The organism is Lysinibacillus sp. NPDC098008, from assembly GCF_044760715.1.
Classification (GTDB): Bacteria; Bacillota; Bacilli; order Bacillales_A; family Planococcaceae; genus Lysinibacillus.
On record NZ_JBIWBA010000010.1, the window covers coordinates 23,825 to 40,902 of the forward strand.

Here is a 17,078-nt window from a genome sequence, read left to right on the forward strand (position 1 = left end):
TATTTTTATTGTAATTGCAATAAAAACCGTTCTATACTAATAATAGCATCTCAAAAAGAGGATGATTGACACAAGGAGGACTCGCAAATGAGCACGAAAAAAATAACAACAGCAGAAGAGCTACAAACAGCATTGGATATTCGCCGAAAAGTTTTTATTGAAGAGCAACAAGTACCAGAGGAAGAAGAAATAGATGGCTTTGATGCATTAGATGCCCCATGTGACCATATTCTTGTGTACTATCAGGAGCAGCCCGTTGGCGCAGGTAGATTACGAGTAGTGGAAGACTTCGGCAAATTGGAGCGTATTTGTATACTGGAGGAGTTCCGCAAATATGGCCTTGGCAAGGAAATTATTCTAGGGCTAGAGCAAATCGCACAGGAGAAGGGCTTAACAAAAGTAAAATTAGAGGCACAAACGCATGCAGAAGGCTTCTATGAAAAATTAGGCTATAAGAGTGAAGGCGAAGAATTTTTGGATTGTAATATCCCACATATTTTAATGAAAAAATATTGGTAATATAAAATAAAAATCCGCGTAGCTGAACTGATTAACAGAAAGCGAGGCGGATTTTTACTATTTATAATGATTGATCTTGAACAATTGTCCCTGCAATGCGGTCATGTGGCAGACGTTGTCCATTTTGCTCAGCAAATGCTTGTCGATTTTTTAGATAATCAAATGTGCTAATAGTATCTCGATAAGCCATGCGCTTAATAATTTGCGAGCTTGTTAATGCCTGCCCATCCTCGCTTTCCAGCGTTAGGCCCATTGCTTGATAGCCAATGGTTTGCCCCTTGTTGCGAAGCTGTGCATATTCCAATGCCCACATCACAACAGTTGGTGTGACAAGTGCATGGACAGCTTCATTTTTCACCTTTTTTCGTAGGAAGTATTCAATGCCAAATGTAACCGTTGTGGAAATGGCTACATCAATCATATAGGCGGCTGTTCGTTTTGTCGTAATAGATTTCATATCTTTCCTCCTTTAATAAATGGCAGATTGATACTGGCAACTGCTCTGTGTATGGCTTATAAATTTTGCGCCGATAAATGCATTCCTCTTATTGCTAAGCTTGAGAAGACCGTTTTTTCTTTGGTATATAAATGGTATAGAAAATACCGCCAAAAATAAGCAGAATGCCGATTGTTTGTAGCAAGCTTGGCATAAAATCAAGCAGCAGTATATCAAGCAGAATTGCCACAACAGGATCAACAAACACTAATACCGATACAAGAATGGTAGAAAGACTGCGAATACTATCAAAAAATAAATAGTAAACAAAGCCTGTATGAATAAAGCCTGTGCCTAAAATATAGAGCCAATTCGTTGTCGTTAAGCCTTCAAATAATGCAACATCAATAAAGGGCAATAATATCACAATACCAACAATTGTTTGCAAGTATGTTAAGGCATAGGCACTAAGCTTGACAATCGTCTTGCTTGTCAGCATTGTCAGGGCATAAAAAATGGCTGATAATAATGCCCAAATAAAGCCCGACTGCATAAACTGTGAGAAGGACACAAAGTTATGCACACCGATAATAAAAATACTACCAATAAAGCATGTTACTGTTGCTACAAGTGCCTGAATGGTCAGCTTATCCTTTAAAAAAAATGCCCCTAAAATTAAGACAAAAATAGGTGCTAAATTATAAATAGAAATCGCAATGGAAATGGACATTTCCTCAAACGCTTTAAATAAAAATACCCAGTTTAAGACAAGAAAGACACCACAAATAAGCGTCTGGAGAACTTCCTTTTTGTCCCAAACCTCTGTTTTATGCCCACCTGTTAGCAGCCACATTCCTCCTAGAAAGAAGGTGGCACAAATGCATCTAACAAAGACAAGTTCTGTTGCAGGGATACCTGTATGAACAGTGAAAAAGCCAATGGAGCCAAAGAGTGCCATGGATGCAGTTAATTTAAGAATGGCTGAAATGTTCATACATAACCTTCTTTCTGCATGTCCTGCTTATTCGCGGATTTGCCCATTGCCATAAATAAAGTATTTTGTAGATGTTAAGGCAGGTAAGCCCATTGGTCCTCGAGCATGTAGCTTTTGTGTACTAATGCCAATTTCTGCACCATAGCCAAATTCAAAGCCATCTGTAAAGCGTGTTGAGGCATTATGGTAAACGGCTGCTGCATCAACACTATTTAAAAATGTATCGGCAACTAATTGATCTTCCGTTATAATGGCTTCCGAATGATTTGTGCCATAGCGGTGAATATGCTCAATGGCTTCATAAACATTTTCAACAAGCTTCACACTGATGGTTAAGTCAAGATATTCTGTTGCATAGTCCTCCTTTGTCGCTGGAAGAGCAGCCTCAAATGCTTGACAGACAGCCTCATCGCCAATAATTGTCACACCTGCTTGCTGAAGGGCTGTTAGTAGCTGAGTGCCGTACGTTTGAAACCAAGCAGGGTGAATCAGTAAGCTTTCTGCTGCATTACAAACAGAAGGACGCTGTGTTTTAGCATTTAAACAAATCTTTTCAGCTTTTATGTAATCCGCCATTTCATCCACATAAATATGGCAGTTGCCCGCACCTGTTTCAAGTACAGGAACAGTCGCCTCATTTACCACTAAATCAATCAGAGCCTTGCCGCCACGTGGAATTAATACATCTAAATAGTCCTTTAAATGAAATAATTCTTTCGCTGTTTCACGGCTTGTATCCTCAATAAGCTGAACCGCATCAGCAGGGATGGCTGTTGTAGCTAGTGCCCGATGAATACTTGCCACAAGGGCAATATTTGAACATTTAGCAGATGAGCTACCACGTAAAATAACAGCATTGCCTGTCTTTAGAGCAAGTGTGGCTGCATCAACGGTTACATTTGGGCGTGCCTCATAAATCATGCCGATAACACCAAGCGGTACATTGCGCTTTTCAATTTGTAAGCCATTCTCTTTTTCAATGCGCTCTACAACTGTTCCTACTGGATCCTCTAATTTTACAAGTAAGTGAATAGCATCTGCCATCGCTGTAATGCGCTCACTATTCAGCATAATACGATCTAATGTAGAGGAAGGGATGCCCTGTGCCTCACCATTGGCTAGGTCTTTGGCATTTTCAGCAATAATTGCTTGCTGATCAATTAATAATTGCTCGGCAATTTTTGTCAATGCCTCATTTTTTTCACTAGTTGTTTTAATGTTTAAAACATAGCTTGCTGCCTTTGCGCGCTTTCCTTTTTCTTGAATTTCACTCGTCATAAAATTTCCTCCTTAATTTGCTTGAATTTTCAGCCATTTATTGCGATGAATAACCTCACTTGGGTATTTCGGCAGGGCATCTGTTCGCTTGCCCATTGCTGAAGCTAGCTCTAGTGAGGAATATAACACTTCACCACGCCCTAATAGTCCATTTTCGCTATATACCTCTACTACATCGCCACTAACAAAATCACCCTCTACACGATAGACACCTGCAGGCAATAAGCTTTTGCCATTAACTAATAATGCTTGTTCAGCACCACTATCTATAAAGATTTTACCAGATACTTCCGTAAGCGCAATCCATTGTTTATGGTTCGTTAAGACAGCTAGCTCATCATGCTCAATATATGTGCCATCTCCCTGACCTGCTAAAATTGTTACAAGTTTATCAGCACCTTGTCCAGTGCCAATAAAGACTTTCACACCTGCCTGTAAAGCTGCTCGTGCTGCTAATAGCTTGGAAGTCATCCCACCTGTTCCAACCTTTGAGCCTGCTCCATCTGTAAAGGTAAGCATATCCTCCGTAATGGCTGTAAGTCGGTCAATACGCCGAGCCTGTGGGTTTTTGGCAGGATTGGCATTATACAGGCCATTAACATCCGTTAAAATAATAAGCTGATCTGCATGAACAAGACCGCTAACAAGCGCCGAAAGCATATCATTATCACCAAATGTTAATTCGCTAATAGATACTGTGTCGTTTTCATTAATAATCGGTAGCATGGAACGCTCTAATAATTCTTCAAACGTAGCATAGGCATTTTTATAGCATTCCTTTTTTGAAAAATCCGTGCGTGTTAGTAAAATTTGAGCAGGGATAATATCGTAAATGCTAAATAAGGCATTGTATGTTTGTAGCAGCAAGCTTTGCCCAACAGCCGCCGCCGCTTGCCTGCCCTTGACTGTGACAGGACGGGCAGGGTAGCCAAGCTGTTTAAAGCCCGCCGCGACAGCACCTGATGATACAAGCAATACTTCATGTCCTTGCTGCTTTAATGTGGCAATTGCCTGCACATGATCCATTAAACGGACTTTATCGATTTCACCTTTTGAATTGGTTAAAGAGCTACTACCAATTTTCACGACAATTCTTTTTTTCTCCATGACACTACCTCCAGTTGCCGTTTATTTCACATTTTTCATAGAATAAAGATAAAAAAGCCTTTTCATCCTAAAATTTAGGACGAAAAGACCTGCTTTCCGTGGTACCACCTACATTGAATATCATTAGACATTCCACTTTACTCATAACGCTGGAGACTGCGCCTAGTTTGGCTAGGACGATACACGAAGTAGGTTCATAAGTCTTTCTTGTACAATGCCTTGCAGCCGATGAACATTGCTCTCTAGTCAAGCCGTTTCTTACTACTAGTCTTCGTTCGTTTTGTATTATTGACTCAAGAATGCACTACTTCGCTTCGTCTGTCAAGATACATTCCTAAAATTACTTGAAAATTTTGATAAAGCAAACCTTCAATTTGTGAGGGCATCCTCGCTAATGAGTAGCTTTACCGATCATTTTTTTATAGGCTATATCTGACGCTACGCTAAGATTGTTAAGACGGGATAAAAAATGAAGGGTTTTAGGATCGAAGCCACCAAATGGCGATGAGAAGTGGTAGCATGGCTAATATCATCACAAAGAAGCTCCAAAGAACTTGTTTAGCGGAAGACATATTTTTCGGTTTAATGCTCATTTGTTCATAAAGCTGATTAATGGCACGCTGTTCTTTTGTATAAAGCATTGCCTGAAATTCCTCATAATCTTGAATATAACTATCTGGAGGGCGCGGACTAAAGCGTAAATCACGAATGGAATCCGTAATTTCCCGACCCTCCATCCAATAGGTAATAACAGGGGCTAAACCTGCATTTTGTGTTGCTTTTACCTCAATATTATGTGATTTCATCTTATAATAAACCTGACCATGCTCATCCTCGTATCGTGTCACAATATCGCTAACTGCCAATCACAACCACCCCTTGTTCACAGAAATTTGATGTTATATGGGTTTCTTCTATATAAGTATAAGGGATTAGGCGAGAAAAGTATTGCGGAAACGAGAAAAATTTGTGACACGAAAATGTATGAAAAGTTTTCGATAAATTCATAAAGTTACAGCAAATGAGAACTATGTCATGTAGTATAATGTAAATAGTTTGTAAAAGAAGTTGAAGGAAGGGAACATATTGGAACTCTCTACAATATTCGCATTTTTAGGAGCTGCGATTATTTTAACGCTAATGCCAGGGCCAGATAATTTATTTGTCCTTGCTCAAAGCATTACACAGGATAAAATAGCTGGTATTGCCACATCACTTGGGCTTTGTACGGGATTGCTTGTTCATATTAGCGCAGCAGTGCTTGGTATTTCTGCCATGATGTATCAATCCACGGTTATTTTTTCGATTGTAAAGTTCGCAGGAGCAGCGTACTTATTGTACTTAGCTTGGCAATCGTTTCGCGCGAAGGAAGATGCCCTGTCATTGCAACAACAAAGCATACAAGCCTATAAGAAGCTCTATAAAAAAGGCATTTTCATGAATATATTAAATCCAAAGGTATCGTTATTTTTCTTAGCGCTCTTGCCACAGTTTGTCGATCCGTCACAGGGGCATGTGGCTTGGCAGATGCTATTATTGGGTATTGTATTTTTAGTGCAGGCACTTATATTATTTTCATTGTTTAGTATATTTGCGGGTAAAGTACGACAAGTTATTATTGGTAAGCCAACAATAGCAAAACGCTTAAATATTGTGCAAGGTATGTTATTTACATTTATCGGTATACAAATTGCATTAAGTAAACAGTAGGGGGGAATAGAGATGGCTATTTTACATATTACCTTAAGCTTAGCGACTCAGGGCTCCATGAAGCTTGCCATACGTCAACATCATTTACAGCGCAGTGAAGCAGTTTTAAATATTCATGATATTTTCTCGATTGGTCCGCTTGAAAACATGGAAGAACGCAAAAGCTGGTTAGCTTCCCATATTTTTAGAGAGCAGGAGGACCAGCAGCTATATGATGATCTTTATGCAAACTGGCAGAAAAAAATTGCGAATGTGCCATGTGATGTAGATGTATGGATTTGGTATAGCCAAAATGCCCATGAACAAATCGGATTGCGCTATGTGATAAGCGAGTTTGTCAATAAATGCAATATGGTCTATGGCGTTGATGCCACAGAGGGCTTGCAGCGTCTACAAGCAAATACAGATATTCGTTATACAGGTGAGCTATCATCTGAGATGCTGATGAGGCTTCGCGCTGATGCCAAGCGCTTTTCGATTCCAATGTGTCAGCGTCTTGCCAAGGAATGGGAGGAGCTAAAGAGATATCCAAGCACATTGCGTCTATGGGATCAGGGGATTGTCCATGTGGAGGAAAATGCGCTGGATGCGATGCTGTTATCCGCCGTACAGGAGTTACATCAACAGCATCAGCAGGAATGGATTGAGCTTATGCATATAATTGGTGCAGCCTATGATACATTCCATGATTATATTAGTGAGGAATTTTTAATAAATCGTATTATGATGTTAAATAAGCAAGGCTCTTTACAGGTGGAGGGAGATTTAACGGATATTCATGCTTGCCGTGTAAAATATATGGAGGCATAGTAGAACAGGGTTGTGCAAAATTTTGCACAGCCCTGTTTTTATAAGGAGGCATTTTTTTGTTCGTAAAAATCAAAGACAAACTGTTGGAATTGGCGTGCAGATGGTGATAAATAGCGGTTATCCACCCAAGCCATACCAATAATACGTTCACATATCATATCATCCACATGAATTTTCACAATTTTTTTCGGATTGAAGTCCTCATCATCTGGCAATAGTGAAACACCAAGACCTGCACCGACAAAACCAGCGATGGTTGAAACCTCATCACCCTCATAAGTAATATTCGGCTTAATGCCTGCTGCTTGCAGCAAACGATCAGCAGTACGACGCAATGCATAGCCCTTTTTCATTAAAATAAAATTTTCATGCTCCAATTCCTTCATTTTAATGCTTTTACGATGTGCCATTGGATGGTCAATGGGCACGATAATAAAAAGCTCATCACGCCATAGCTCCTGCCAGCAAACAGGTGGCTCCGTATCAATTGCCGCAATTAAACAAAGGTCTAGCTCACCAGCGAGCAATTGCTTTACCTGTGAATGTGAATAGTTTTGTGTAAAGTGAAAGTGGATACGGGGGTGCTTTTGACGAAAGGCACGAATCAAGTCTGGTACAATACTCGTCCCAAGTGTATGTAAAAAACCGAGTGACACATCCCCAAACTCTGGATTATTGAGCTCCTGTAATTCTAAAACAGCCTTTTCATATTCTTTACGCATTCGCTGTACGCGATATAAAAATAGCTCACCATAGCGATTGAGCATAATGGAACGTCCCTGTCGGTCGAAAAGCGGCACACCTAATTCTTCCTCTAGCTTAGAAATTGAACGACTGAGGGCAGGCTGTGAAATCGCTAATGCTTCCGCAGCTCGTGTCATATGCTCTAGTTTTGCAACAGTGACAAAATATTCTAATTGCTGCCACTCCATTTTTTCACCTCTTTTCCCCATAGCAATCAGGTTAACTGCATTATAGCGAGAAACCGCTAGGAAGTATAGGGCGTAAAAATTTTTTCAGAGAATGCAGCATTTTACAAACAGCTTGGAAAGTTTAGGCATGGAAAGCATGATAGTAGCGCTGTTAACCTCACATCATTCATGCATAAGGTGGATTGATTTGATAAAAACTATAAATTATACATTATGAATAAAGGATGGTAAGATAGACACATAAAATACACAATTAACATTTCCGCGAAGGGGATATCATAATATGAAGTTGACAAAACCAGAACCTTTAACAATTGAAGGCGGCAAAAAAGCCGTATTATTACTGCATGGATTTACAGGTAGCACAAAAGATGTAAAAAAGCTAGGGGAATTTTTATCCAAGCGAGGGTATACTGTACATGCACCTATTTACAGTGGACATGGTGTAGAACCTGAAGCATTATTAGAAACAAAACCAGAGGACTGGTGGAACGATGCTGTGAAAGGTTACAAATTTTTACAAGAAAAAGGCTACAAAGAAATCGCTGTTGTAGGGATTTCACTTGGAGGGGTATTCTCATTAAAAGTGGCAGAGAAGTTCCCGGTAAAAGCTTGTGTTGCGATGTGTGCACCGATTACACGTGATAACTCTAAAGGCTTATTTACACGTTTATATCATTATGCTCGTTTATATAAACATTTTGAAAATAAATCAAAGGATCAAATTATTTCAGAGTTGCACGAGCTACGTATTTCACCAAAGGACTCATTAGATGGTGTGACACGTTTAACAGAGGAAACACGTAAAGAATTATCAGAAATTCATGCACCAACATTAGTGCTTCAAGGTGCATTAGACGATGATTTATACCAAGAAAGCGCACCTTTTATTTTAAATACTGTGGACACAGATGACAAGGAAATTATTTGGTATGAAAACTCTGGACATATTATCACATTGGATAAAGAGCGTGATAAAGTGTACGAGGATGTTTATAAATTTTTAGACCATGTGGAATGGTCTGTTGCAAACTAAGAAGGTTTAATCCATTGAAAAGCTGGGCGATAGGATGAAATAGTCATTCAATCGTTCAGTTTTTCTATTTTTACTTAAAATTAAGATAATAAAAAAACTATTGTAATTATAATAAATGCCTGCTACTATAGTGAAATTGTAGAGAAAAATCACTTGCTTACAATAATTTGTGATTATTAAAAACTTCTAAGGAGTACATCTAAGATGCAACAAAAAATACCTTTTTCAACGTATGCAGTCATTGGAACAATGCTATTCGGACTGTATTTTGGAGCAGGCAATCTTATTTTTCCGATTCAGCTAGGTCAACTAGCAGGCACTCATTTTTGGTTTGGCTTAATTGGCTTTTTAGTGACAGCGATTGGGCTACCATTCCTTGGTATTTTAGCAATTGGCTTATCAGGCAGCAATGGCTTACGTGATTTAGCAAGCCGTGTTCATCCTGTATTTGGCATTGTCTTTTCATTAGCCCTTTACTTAACAATAGGCCCATTCTTTGCGATTCCACGTACAGCAACAGTGCCTTTTGTAGTGGGCTTTGAACCATATATTCAAGCACAGCATGCAACATGGCTACTCGCTATATTTAGCTTGTTATTTTTCGTTGTTGTTTATTATTTCTCGTTAAATCCAGCCAAAATTATGGATTATGTTGGGAAATATTTAACACCTGCTTTTTTAATTGTATTATTTATATTGATTATTACAAGCATTGTGAAGCCGATGGGGGAGTTTCAGCAACCGATGGGTGATTATATGGATGCTGCCTTTATGACAGGCTTTAAAGAGGGCTATAATACGATGGACGCCCTTGCCTCACTTGCCTTTGGGATTGTGGTGATTCATGCTATTAAAAATGCAGGTATTTCAGATCGTAAGGCAATTGCTAAAGCGACATGGACATCAGGGATATTTGCGATGGCATTAATGATGCTAATTTACGGTTTGATTACGTATATGGGCGCTTCCAGCATTCAGGCAGTAGGCACTTTTGATAATGGTGGTTTAATTTTTGCCGCAGTAGCTGACCATTATTTCGGCTCATTTGGGGCTATTTTATTGGCGCTTATTATTGTGCTTGCCTGTTTAAAGACAAGCATTGGTTTAATTACCTCCTGCAGTGAGTTCTTTCATGAGGTGTTTCCAAAAATTAGCTATAAATGGTTTGTCTTTTTATTATGCTTTGTATCCTTTACCATTGCGAACTTTGGCTTAAACAATATTATTCAATTTGCGATTCCTGTCTTAATGTTTTTATATCCGTTAGCAATCGTATTAATTTTGCTTGCTTTAAGCTCCTCGTTCTTTAACAATAAGCAAACAGTGTATGCCATCGCAATGCTGTGTACATTTTTTATTAGCCTTATAGACGGCTATAAAGCATTGGTGGACAGTGTGCCCGGAGCACAGCTTGGTATGCTAGATGCCGTGGAAAAGCTCTATTCAACAATATTGCCTTTCTATGATATTGGCTTAGGCTGGATTTTACCAGCGCTAATTGGAGCAGCGATTGGCAGCTTATTCCCAGCGAAAAAAGAAACACGCGCAGAGTAGTCATATACTGCGCGTGTATTTTATAATAAAGCGCGAGTAAATGCTTCAGTATCGCAGGTATTTTATAGTAAGCCGCGTGTATTGTTATACCTTAATACGCTGTCCAGCCACCGTCTATGGCGATCACTTGTCCGTTGACAAAGCTTGCTTCATCAGAGCCAAGGAAAATCGCTAATTGCGCAATTTCTTCTGGCTGCCCAGCACGAGGATTAAGGGATAGACCAAGTGCCTGACGTGCAGCTCCTGCCTCACTAATATTTGTCATCGTAGAGGCGATATTTGTCATAACTGCCCCCGGTGCAATTCCGTTGCAGCGAATATTTTTATCCGCATACATAAAGGCTGTATTTTTTGTTAGCCCTACAACCGCATGCTTAGAGGCTGTGTAAGCAGCACCTGCACGTGCACCATACAAGCCACCAGCAGAAATATTATTCACAAAAACACCATGCCCCTGCGTGAGGAAAATGTCTGTAGCCATCCGCATGGCGCGCATAACCGCCGTTGTATTCACCGCAAACACTTTATCCCAGCGCTCATCAGAAATTTCACCAACTGGCTCCATACCATCCATAATGCCTGCATTATTGACTAATATATCTAATTGACCATAGTTCGTTTTTGTTTCATCAAATAAACGTTGTAAGTCTTCTGTTGATGCGACATTTGTTTGAATCGCAAATGCTGCTCCTCCAGCCGCTTCAATACCTTCTACAACTGCTTGAGCACCCTCTAAATTTAAGTCCGATACAACAACCTTAGCACCTTCTTTAGCATACCCTTCCGCAATGGCTTTGCCCATTCCTGAAGCCGCACCTGTCACAATAGCTACTTTTCCTGCTAATCTCATCTCAAAGACCTCCTAGTTAGATATTGAACATCTGTTCATTAAAATCATATAATAAAGCTGAAAGCGATTTCAATATGCAGAATTTCTCGATATGTTGAGTAATCAACGCTTTTTGGAAAAACTGTTGAATAGGGAGCTGAAAAAAATGCGTACAACGGATTTACGTGTGATTAAAACAAAGCAAGCCTTGCATGCTGCTTTATTGACCTTACTTAGCCAAAAGCCATTGGAGCAAATCTCTATTGCTGAAATATGCAGGGAGGCGAAGGTAAATCGAGGAACCTTCTATTTACATTACGAGCAAAAAGAGGGGCTTTTTGAAGAGTATTTTCAGGAAATTATGGAGGATTTATATCAATGCTATGAAGAACCTTATCGTGCTGTTGCGACGCTGGATACCAATCAATTAGACCCCACTACCATTCGTATTTTCCATCATATTGAGCGCTTTAAAATGTTTTATCGTATCGTATTTTCTAAAAATGTGCCATTAACTTACTATTACATGCTATTTGATGGTATTTATGCGCTGTTAAAGCGCGATATAACAGCACAGCACCATCTGGTAGAGGATATTGCCGTTGATTATTACAGTGCTTATCAGGCAAATGCCATTATTGGGCTTATTATTCAATGGTATCGTAGTGATTTCAGCGATAGCATAAGCTTTCTTAATCAACAATTAGCAGCTATTTTAAAAAATATGGGGACTGATGGATAGAATGAGAAAAGAGGTGGAAAGCTCGCCCAAAAGTAATAGCTAAAGTAGCAATTAAATGCGATGGACCATGTGTGCATGGATCCATCGCTTATTAGTTTATTGAACGGGTGCTGGCTTTAGTGCTACTACTGTGGTGGAGATTGCCATTGTTATAAGAATAATGATGGCTAAGGCACTCGTATTTTGGAGTAAATTATCGGCACTTCCGCCAAATATAATCGTGTAATAGCCATCCGCTCCATAAGTGGCAGGTAGCATAGCTGCCACTTGCTTATAGCCCTCAGACAGCATTATTTTAGGAACAAGAACGCCTGATGTAACTAATTGGAGAGAGAGCGCACAAATATTAAAAACCATGCCCAGATTACCAAAGGCAATAACAAAAACCTGCGCTAAGCAAAGGAAGGCTAAAAACATCACAGATTGAAAGCAATAAATAGATAGCAGGCTTTCGTTACTAGCAATCCCAAAAAGATGCATCAAGCTAATTGTTAATAGTGGTAAGGTAAAGGCTACTGCAATATTCAGTAACTGTCTTGCTAAGAATAATTGCCACTTCGATAGGCTAGCTTGCACAATTTGAGCGGCTTGCTGGTGCTGCATAATCATCACCATAGCACCTACAAAGGAAGAGATAATGACCATGAGGGGTATAAAGTTTGCAGCAAATCCTTTCACATTATTTGTTTTAAGAATGGTTTCATCTGCTGCGTGTGCTTTCACATTCATCATAGTCGTTTTGACAGAAGCAGTAATTTGTTGTGCTGTATTTTGCTCAAAAGGAAGCTGTGCAATTTGCTGTGAAAAGGCTTCTATTGCTTGATTTTGCTGTAATGGATAGAGCGTATGATTTAGCTCTTCTGTTATCTGCTTTGCGGCATTCTCCATGATATTTTTCGCTACACTGGCATTTGCCTGATTAATAGCATAAATAATTTCAGCCTCTTTTCCAGCTTGGATATGATGCGTAAAATCGTCTGGAATTTGCACAATCATATTAATTTGTCTGGCGTTTAATGCTCGTTCTGCTTGAGCCATTGATGAATAGTCCTCTATTGAAAATGGAATGGCACTTTTCATATTCTTTGCTACTTGCTGATCTAATTCAGCATCTTCTGAAACAAAGCCAATTGTTAATTGTCCAACTCTTTCATCGACACCATCATAAGCTGTCATCCAGATTGAAAAGAAGATTAATTGAAAGGCAATGGTAGCGACAATGCCAATATAGGTTTCACGAACACGTAATAATGCCTGTAAACCGCTCATTTAGATATCCCTCCTAAATTTAAGTAAGTACTTACTTGCATTTGTAAGAAAAATTTTTTCTAGGAAACGAGTCCCCTAGAAAAAATAGCTACACTTGTTTGTAGAAGCTCTTCAGTCGGAATGTCAGATACAATCGTTCCAAGTCGTGCACGTGACATAAAATGACCAAAATTAAGGGCAATTAGCGATAACGCTGCTGCTTCAAAATCAACTTCTCTTATTTTCCCTCGCTGATGCATTTCTTGAAAGTAGTGAATAAGCTCCTTTTTAATAAGAAGGGGAATATTCGCAATTTCTTCACTAATTTCAGGAAACTGGATAGACTCCTTAAAGCCGATCATGACAAAATCTTTAATCGACATTAAAAACTGAAAATGCTTCAATGAGAAATTTAATAAATCCTTTTCTAATTCCCATGTTACATTTTGATTAATCTCCTGCTGTAAAAGAGGATAATAAGAAAATTGCTCAATAATGGCTTTTAATAAACCACGCTTATTGCCAAAATGTCGGAAAAGAGTGACCTCATTGACACCTGCTAATTCTGCAATGGATTTGGTTGTTGCAGCTGTATAGCCTTTTTCACTAACCAATTGTAACGCTGCTTCAATGATTCTTTCTGCGGTTCCCTTTGTTGCCAAGTATATACTTCCTTTCATGCAAGTAATTACTTACATGCTAACATAGTGCATTATTATGTGCAATATAAATTATGGTTAAACTTTTAACAGTAAGAGCATTGACAACTATATCGAGTGCTGATATATTTTGGATATATCGACTGGTGATATATTGCTAGGCGATATAAAGGAGGGATTGTATGACACAGGAGCATCCGCCATTAACAGAGGGCGTTTATTATATTTTATTAGCTTTGTATAAGGCAAGGCATGGCTATGGCATTATGCAATTTGTGGAGGAAATTAGCAATGGTCGTGTCCGCTTGGGCGCAGGGACCATTTATGGCGCGATTAAAACCTTACAGGACCGAGGCTGGATTGAGGCGCTTGGTGGAGATGGCAGAAAGAAGGAGTATTTGATTACTGAAGCTGGCAAAACAGTGGTGGAATATGAAATTTTACGATTAAGGGAACTTTTTGATAATGGTATCCGTATAACGAAGGGAGCAGAATAAAGTGAACAAACGGGTGTATCGCTTTTTTATTGACTATGAAAAAGAAGAGCAATGGATTAATGACATGGCTGCTCAGGGCTGGCATTTAAAAAAGGCGTTGATCGGCTATTTTATTTTTGAGCAAGGTCAGCCAGGGGAATACATCTATCGCAATGAGCTGATTTTAGGGAAATCAAAGGATTATTTTGAGTTTTTGACATCGATGCATATTGAGTATGTCACGAAAAATGGTGCATGGGCGTATTATCGAAAAAAAGCAGTAGAGGGATCGTTTGAATTACTATCAGATAATCATTCGAAATTGAACTATTTAAGATGGGTTCGCAATATGATGTTAGTGTTTGCGGGCTTCGGTATTTTTGCTGGCTGTATGAATATTGTGCAGGAGCATACCCTCAATAAAGGTATTGGACTAGTAGATGCATTGCTTGTATGTTTGCTAGGCATATCCATTCTACAAGTATGCAAGCGTGTAAAAAGGTTACAAAAAGAAGCACAGTTATTTGAAAGGTAGGAGGAGAAAAGATGACATTACAGCTACAGCATGTCACAAAGAAGTACAAGGATTTTACGGCTGTCAATGATTTGAATTTTACCATTGAAAAGGGTGAAATTTTTGGGCTAATTGGGCAAAATGGAGCGGGAAAAACAACGACATTTCGTATGATTTTAGATTTACAGGAAACAACGGCTGGCACAATTACTTGGGATGATAAGCCCGTAAATGCTATTAATCGTGATATTCTTGGCTATTTACCTGAGGAGCGCGGCATTTTTCCAACGATGAAGGTGGAGGAGCAGCTCTACTTTTTTGGCGAGCTACGTGGCATGAAAAGAGCAGAGCTAAAAAAGGATATTGATTTTTGGATTCAGCGCTTTGAGCTGGAGGAAAAACGCAAAGATAAGGCTGAAACGCTGTCAAAGGGCAATCAGCAAAAGGTTCAGCTGATTGCAAGCTTTATTCATAAGCCACAGTTTTTAATTTTGGATGAGCCGTTTAGTGGCTTAGACCCTGTCAATAAAGATTTATTAAAGGATGCTATTTTACTATTAAAGAAGCAGGGCACAACGATTTTATTTTCCAGTCACCAAATGGATAATGTGGAGGAGCTTTGTGATCATTTATGTCTTTTAAAGCGAGGTGTTTCCTTATTTTCTGGTAGCTTACTAGATTTAAAGAAACAATATGGCAAAACAAAGCTGGCGGTGCGGACAGATTGGTCGACAACGCAATTATTGGCGCTTGAAGGCGTGAAGGATGTGCGCGTGGAAAAGGAGCAAATTGTGTTAATGTTAGAGGACGAGCGCTATGCCCAAAGCATTTTTGAGCAGCTTTCCAATGGCAAGTACATTGAAAAGTTTAGTTTAGATTATTTATCATTGGATGAAATCTTTAAAGACAAGGTAGGTGGTCAGATTGTCGAAGTTTAATTTACTCATGATGCAGTTATATAAATCAAAATTTAAATCAAAATCCTTTATTTTGATGACATGCTTATATGTAGTATTAATGTCTGTGGCTATATTTTGGTCGGATATTAAGGCACTTTTTACAGGGGATGATGAAGCCCAGCAAATTGCTATTGTCAACGACACCTCTGCGGATTTAAGTGGTATTTTTGTATCCAATGGTGATATGGCTTTTACGCAGGATGAACAGGATGTTGCAGCGCTTGAGGAACAGGTGAAGGACGGCAAGCTAGACGCCATTGTGACGATTCAGGATGAAGGTGGTCAGCTCCATGCAGAAATCGCGACATTTACACCATTAAAATTAAATGATCAGACAACATTGTCATCGTTATTACAGTATGCTGGTCAACATTATGCTGTTCAGCAGCTTTCTCTTTCATCTGAGCAAGCAGCACAAATTATGGCTGCTCAAACAACGATTTCTACGAAAAATTTAAATGAGGCATCAGCAGGTGGGAAAAGTGAGGAAGAAAAGCAGTCGGGGCTATGGGTATCGTATGGTATTGGGATTTTAATTTATTTCTTTATTTCCACATTCCTTTCCATGATTACAACTGAAATTGCCTCTGAAAAAGGCTCTCGTGCTATGGAAATGCTGTTAGCAAGCGTCAAGCCAGCCACCCATTTTAAAGCAAAAATTGCAGGTGTACTATTATTAGCCATGACACAAATGGGGATTATTGCTATCGCCTTTTTACTATATGCAAAATTTGCGAAGAATGGCGTCATTTGGGATACAGCCGCTACCATTATTCAAGAGCTCTCAATTAGCTATGTGATGTATGCTATTGTGTTCTTGCTATTGACTATTGTCCTTTATTTAATTGTTGGTGCACTGTTTGGCTCACTTGTATCAAAGGTAGAGGAAGCGGGGCAAGTATTAATGCCTGCCATGATGGTGACATTAATCGGCTTTTATGTCATGCTATCAGGTATCGGCAATCCAGATACACTATTAATTAAAATCTTCTCGTATATCCCCTTTACATCTGGGATGGTCATGCCAATGCGTATAGGTGCTACAGATATTGGGGGCATGGTACCACTACTATCATTAGGTATTTTAATCGCAACAATTGTTGTGGTGTATCTATTTAGCTTATCCTTCTATAAACGCAGTGTGCTAACCTATAGCACGGGTGGCGTGATTCAAAAAATTAAAACAGTCTTAAAAGTGACAACATAATGATTGGAAAGTAGCCTATGCAATATGGCTACTTTTTTTTGATAATTTGCAAATTTAGTCGAATTTCC

At 39.1% G+C, this 17,078-nt stretch carries 19 protein-coding genes; 10 read left to right on the forward strand and 9 right to left on the reverse strand.

Features of this window, described 5'->3' with window-relative positions; translation table 11 throughout:
* Positions 1–87 precede the first annotated feature (87 nt).
* Entirely contained in the window at positions 88–519 is a 432-nt protein-coding gene (locus ACIQVU_RS10565; RefSeq protein WP_340805357.1) for a GNAT family N-acetyltransferase, read from the forward strand.
* Positions 520–580: 61 nt separating this feature from the next.
* Here the strand turns inward: ACIQVU_RS10565 and ACIQVU_RS10570 are convergent, their stop codons facing one another.
* The 5 genes from ACIQVU_RS10570 to ACIQVU_RS10590 all read right to left on the reverse strand — a co-directional run bounded on the left by ACIQVU_RS10570 (position 581) and on the right by ACIQVU_RS10590 (position 5,200).
* A complete protein-coding gene (locus ACIQVU_RS10570; RefSeq protein WP_340805358.1) occupies positions 581–976 on the reverse strand; it encodes an RDD family protein in 396 nt (131 codons plus the stop codon).
* Between the two features lie 94 nt (positions 977–1,070).
* Complete coding sequence (locus ACIQVU_RS10575) at positions 1,071–1,949, reverse strand: DMT family transporter (protein WP_340805359.1); 879 nt, start codon at positions 1,947–1,949, stop codon at positions 1,071–1,073.
* 27 nt (positions 1,950–1,976) lie between these two features.
* Positions 1,977–3,227 carry a glutamate-5-semialdehyde dehydrogenase gene (locus tag ACIQVU_RS10580; protein WP_340805360.1) on the reverse strand — a complete coding sequence of 417 codons (1,251 nt, stop codon included), beginning with the start codon at positions 3,225–3,227 and terminating at the stop codon, positions 1,977–1,979.
* A 12-nt stretch (positions 3,228–3,239) separates the two neighbouring features.
* Entirely contained in the window at positions 3,240–4,334 is a 1,095-nt protein-coding gene (gene proB, locus ACIQVU_RS10585; RefSeq protein ID WP_340805361.1) for a glutamate 5-kinase, read from the reverse strand.
* Positions 4,335–4,813: 479 nt separating this feature from the next.
* Positions 4,814–5,200 carry a sodium:proton antiporter gene (locus ACIQVU_RS10590; RefSeq protein ID WP_340805362.1) on the reverse strand — a complete coding sequence of 129 codons (387 nt, stop codon included), beginning with the start codon at positions 5,198–5,200 and terminating at the stop codon, positions 4,814–4,816.
* 220 nt (positions 5,201–5,420) lie between these two features.
* Here ACIQVU_RS10590 and ACIQVU_RS10595 point away from each other — a divergent pair, with 220 nt between their 5' ends.
* Positions 5,421–6,044, forward strand: a complete 624-nt coding sequence (locus ACIQVU_RS10595; RefSeq protein ID WP_340805363.1) for a LysE family translocator — start codon at positions 5,421–5,423, stop codon at positions 6,042–6,044.
* A gap of 12 nt (positions 6,045–6,056) precedes the next feature.
* Positions 6,057–6,854 (forward strand): DUF1835 domain-containing protein, encoded by a 798-nt coding sequence (locus ACIQVU_RS10600; protein ID WP_340805364.1) that lies wholly within the window; start codon positions 6,057–6,059, stop codon positions 6,852–6,854.
* 38 nt (positions 6,855–6,892) lie between these two features.
* Here ACIQVU_RS10600 and ACIQVU_RS10605 read toward each other — a convergent pair whose 3' ends face one another.
* The gene (locus tag ACIQVU_RS10605; RefSeq protein ID WP_340805365.1) at positions 6,893–7,786 is read right to left on the reverse strand and encodes a LysR family transcriptional regulator; all 894 of its coding nucleotides are present in this window, start codon (positions 7,784–7,786) and stop codon (positions 6,893–6,895) included.
* Positions 7,787–8,069: 283 nt separating this feature from the next.
* Here ACIQVU_RS10605 and ACIQVU_RS10610 point away from each other — a divergent pair, with 283 nt between their 5' ends.
* Positions 8,070–8,822 carry an alpha/beta hydrolase gene (locus tag ACIQVU_RS10610; protein ID WP_340805366.1) on the forward strand — a complete coding sequence of 251 codons (753 nt, stop codon included), beginning with the start codon at positions 8,070–8,072 and terminating at the stop codon, positions 8,820–8,822.
* 204 nt (positions 8,823–9,026) lie between these two features.
* A complete protein-coding gene (gene brnQ / locus ACIQVU_RS10615; RefSeq protein WP_340805367.1) occupies positions 9,027–10,376 on the forward strand; it encodes a branched-chain amino acid transport system II carrier protein in 1,350 nt (449 codons plus the stop codon).
* 91 nt (positions 10,377–10,467) lie between these two features.
* Here brnQ and ACIQVU_RS10620 read toward each other — a convergent pair whose 3' ends face one another.
* On the reverse strand, positions 10,468–11,226 hold the full coding sequence (locus tag ACIQVU_RS10620; RefSeq protein ID WP_340805368.1) for an SDR family oxidoreductase: 759 nt from the start codon (positions 11,224–11,226) through the stop codon (positions 10,468–10,470).
* 145 nt (positions 11,227–11,371) lie between these two features.
* Here ACIQVU_RS10620 and ACIQVU_RS10625 point away from each other — a divergent pair, with 145 nt between their 5' ends.
* Positions 11,372–11,947 (forward strand): TetR/AcrR family transcriptional regulator, encoded by a 576-nt coding sequence (locus ACIQVU_RS10625; protein ID WP_340808557.1) that lies wholly within the window; start codon positions 11,372–11,374, stop codon positions 11,945–11,947.
* Positions 11,948–12,043: 96 nt separating this feature from the next.
* Here the strand turns inward: ACIQVU_RS10625 and ACIQVU_RS10630 are convergent, their stop codons facing one another.
* On the reverse strand, positions 12,044–13,216 hold the full coding sequence (locus ACIQVU_RS10630) for a YhgE/Pip domain-containing protein (protein WP_340805369.1): 1,173 nt from the start codon (positions 13,214–13,216) through the stop codon (positions 12,044–12,046).
* Positions 13,217–13,275: 59 nt separating this feature from the next.
* The gene (locus ACIQVU_RS10635; RefSeq protein WP_402895414.1) at positions 13,276–13,875 is read right to left on the reverse strand and encodes a TetR/AcrR family transcriptional regulator; all 600 of its coding nucleotides are present in this window, start codon (positions 13,873–13,875) and stop codon (positions 13,276–13,278) included.
* A 161-nt stretch (positions 13,876–14,036) separates the two neighbouring features.
* Here ACIQVU_RS10635 and ACIQVU_RS10640 point away from each other — a divergent pair, with 161 nt between their 5' ends.
* The 4 genes from ACIQVU_RS10640 to ACIQVU_RS10655 are packed head-to-tail and all read left to right on the forward strand — an operon-like array spanning position 14,037 to position 17,010.
* On the forward strand, positions 14,037–14,351 hold the full coding sequence (locus ACIQVU_RS10640) for a PadR family transcriptional regulator (protein ID WP_340805371.1): 315 nt from the start codon (positions 14,037–14,039) through the stop codon (positions 14,349–14,351).
* Position 14,352: 1 nt separating this feature from the next.
* Positions 14,353–14,865, forward strand: a complete 513-nt coding sequence (locus ACIQVU_RS10645; protein ID WP_402895417.1) for a DUF2812 domain-containing protein — start codon at positions 14,353–14,355, stop codon at positions 14,863–14,865.
* Positions 14,866–14,876: 11 nt separating this feature from the next.
* The gene (locus ACIQVU_RS10650) at positions 14,877–15,782 is read left to right on the forward strand and encodes an ABC transporter ATP-binding protein (protein WP_340805374.1); all 906 of its coding nucleotides are present in this window, start codon (positions 14,877–14,879) and stop codon (positions 15,780–15,782) included.
* The gene (locus tag ACIQVU_RS10655; protein ID WP_402895420.1) at positions 15,760–17,010 is read left to right on the forward strand and encodes an ABC transporter permease; all 1,251 of its coding nucleotides are present in this window, start codon (positions 15,760–15,762) and stop codon (positions 17,008–17,010) included. The genes ACIQVU_RS10650 and ACIQVU_RS10655 overlap by 23 nt, the downstream gene beginning before the upstream one ends.
* Positions 17,011–17,078 lie beyond the last annotated feature (68 nt).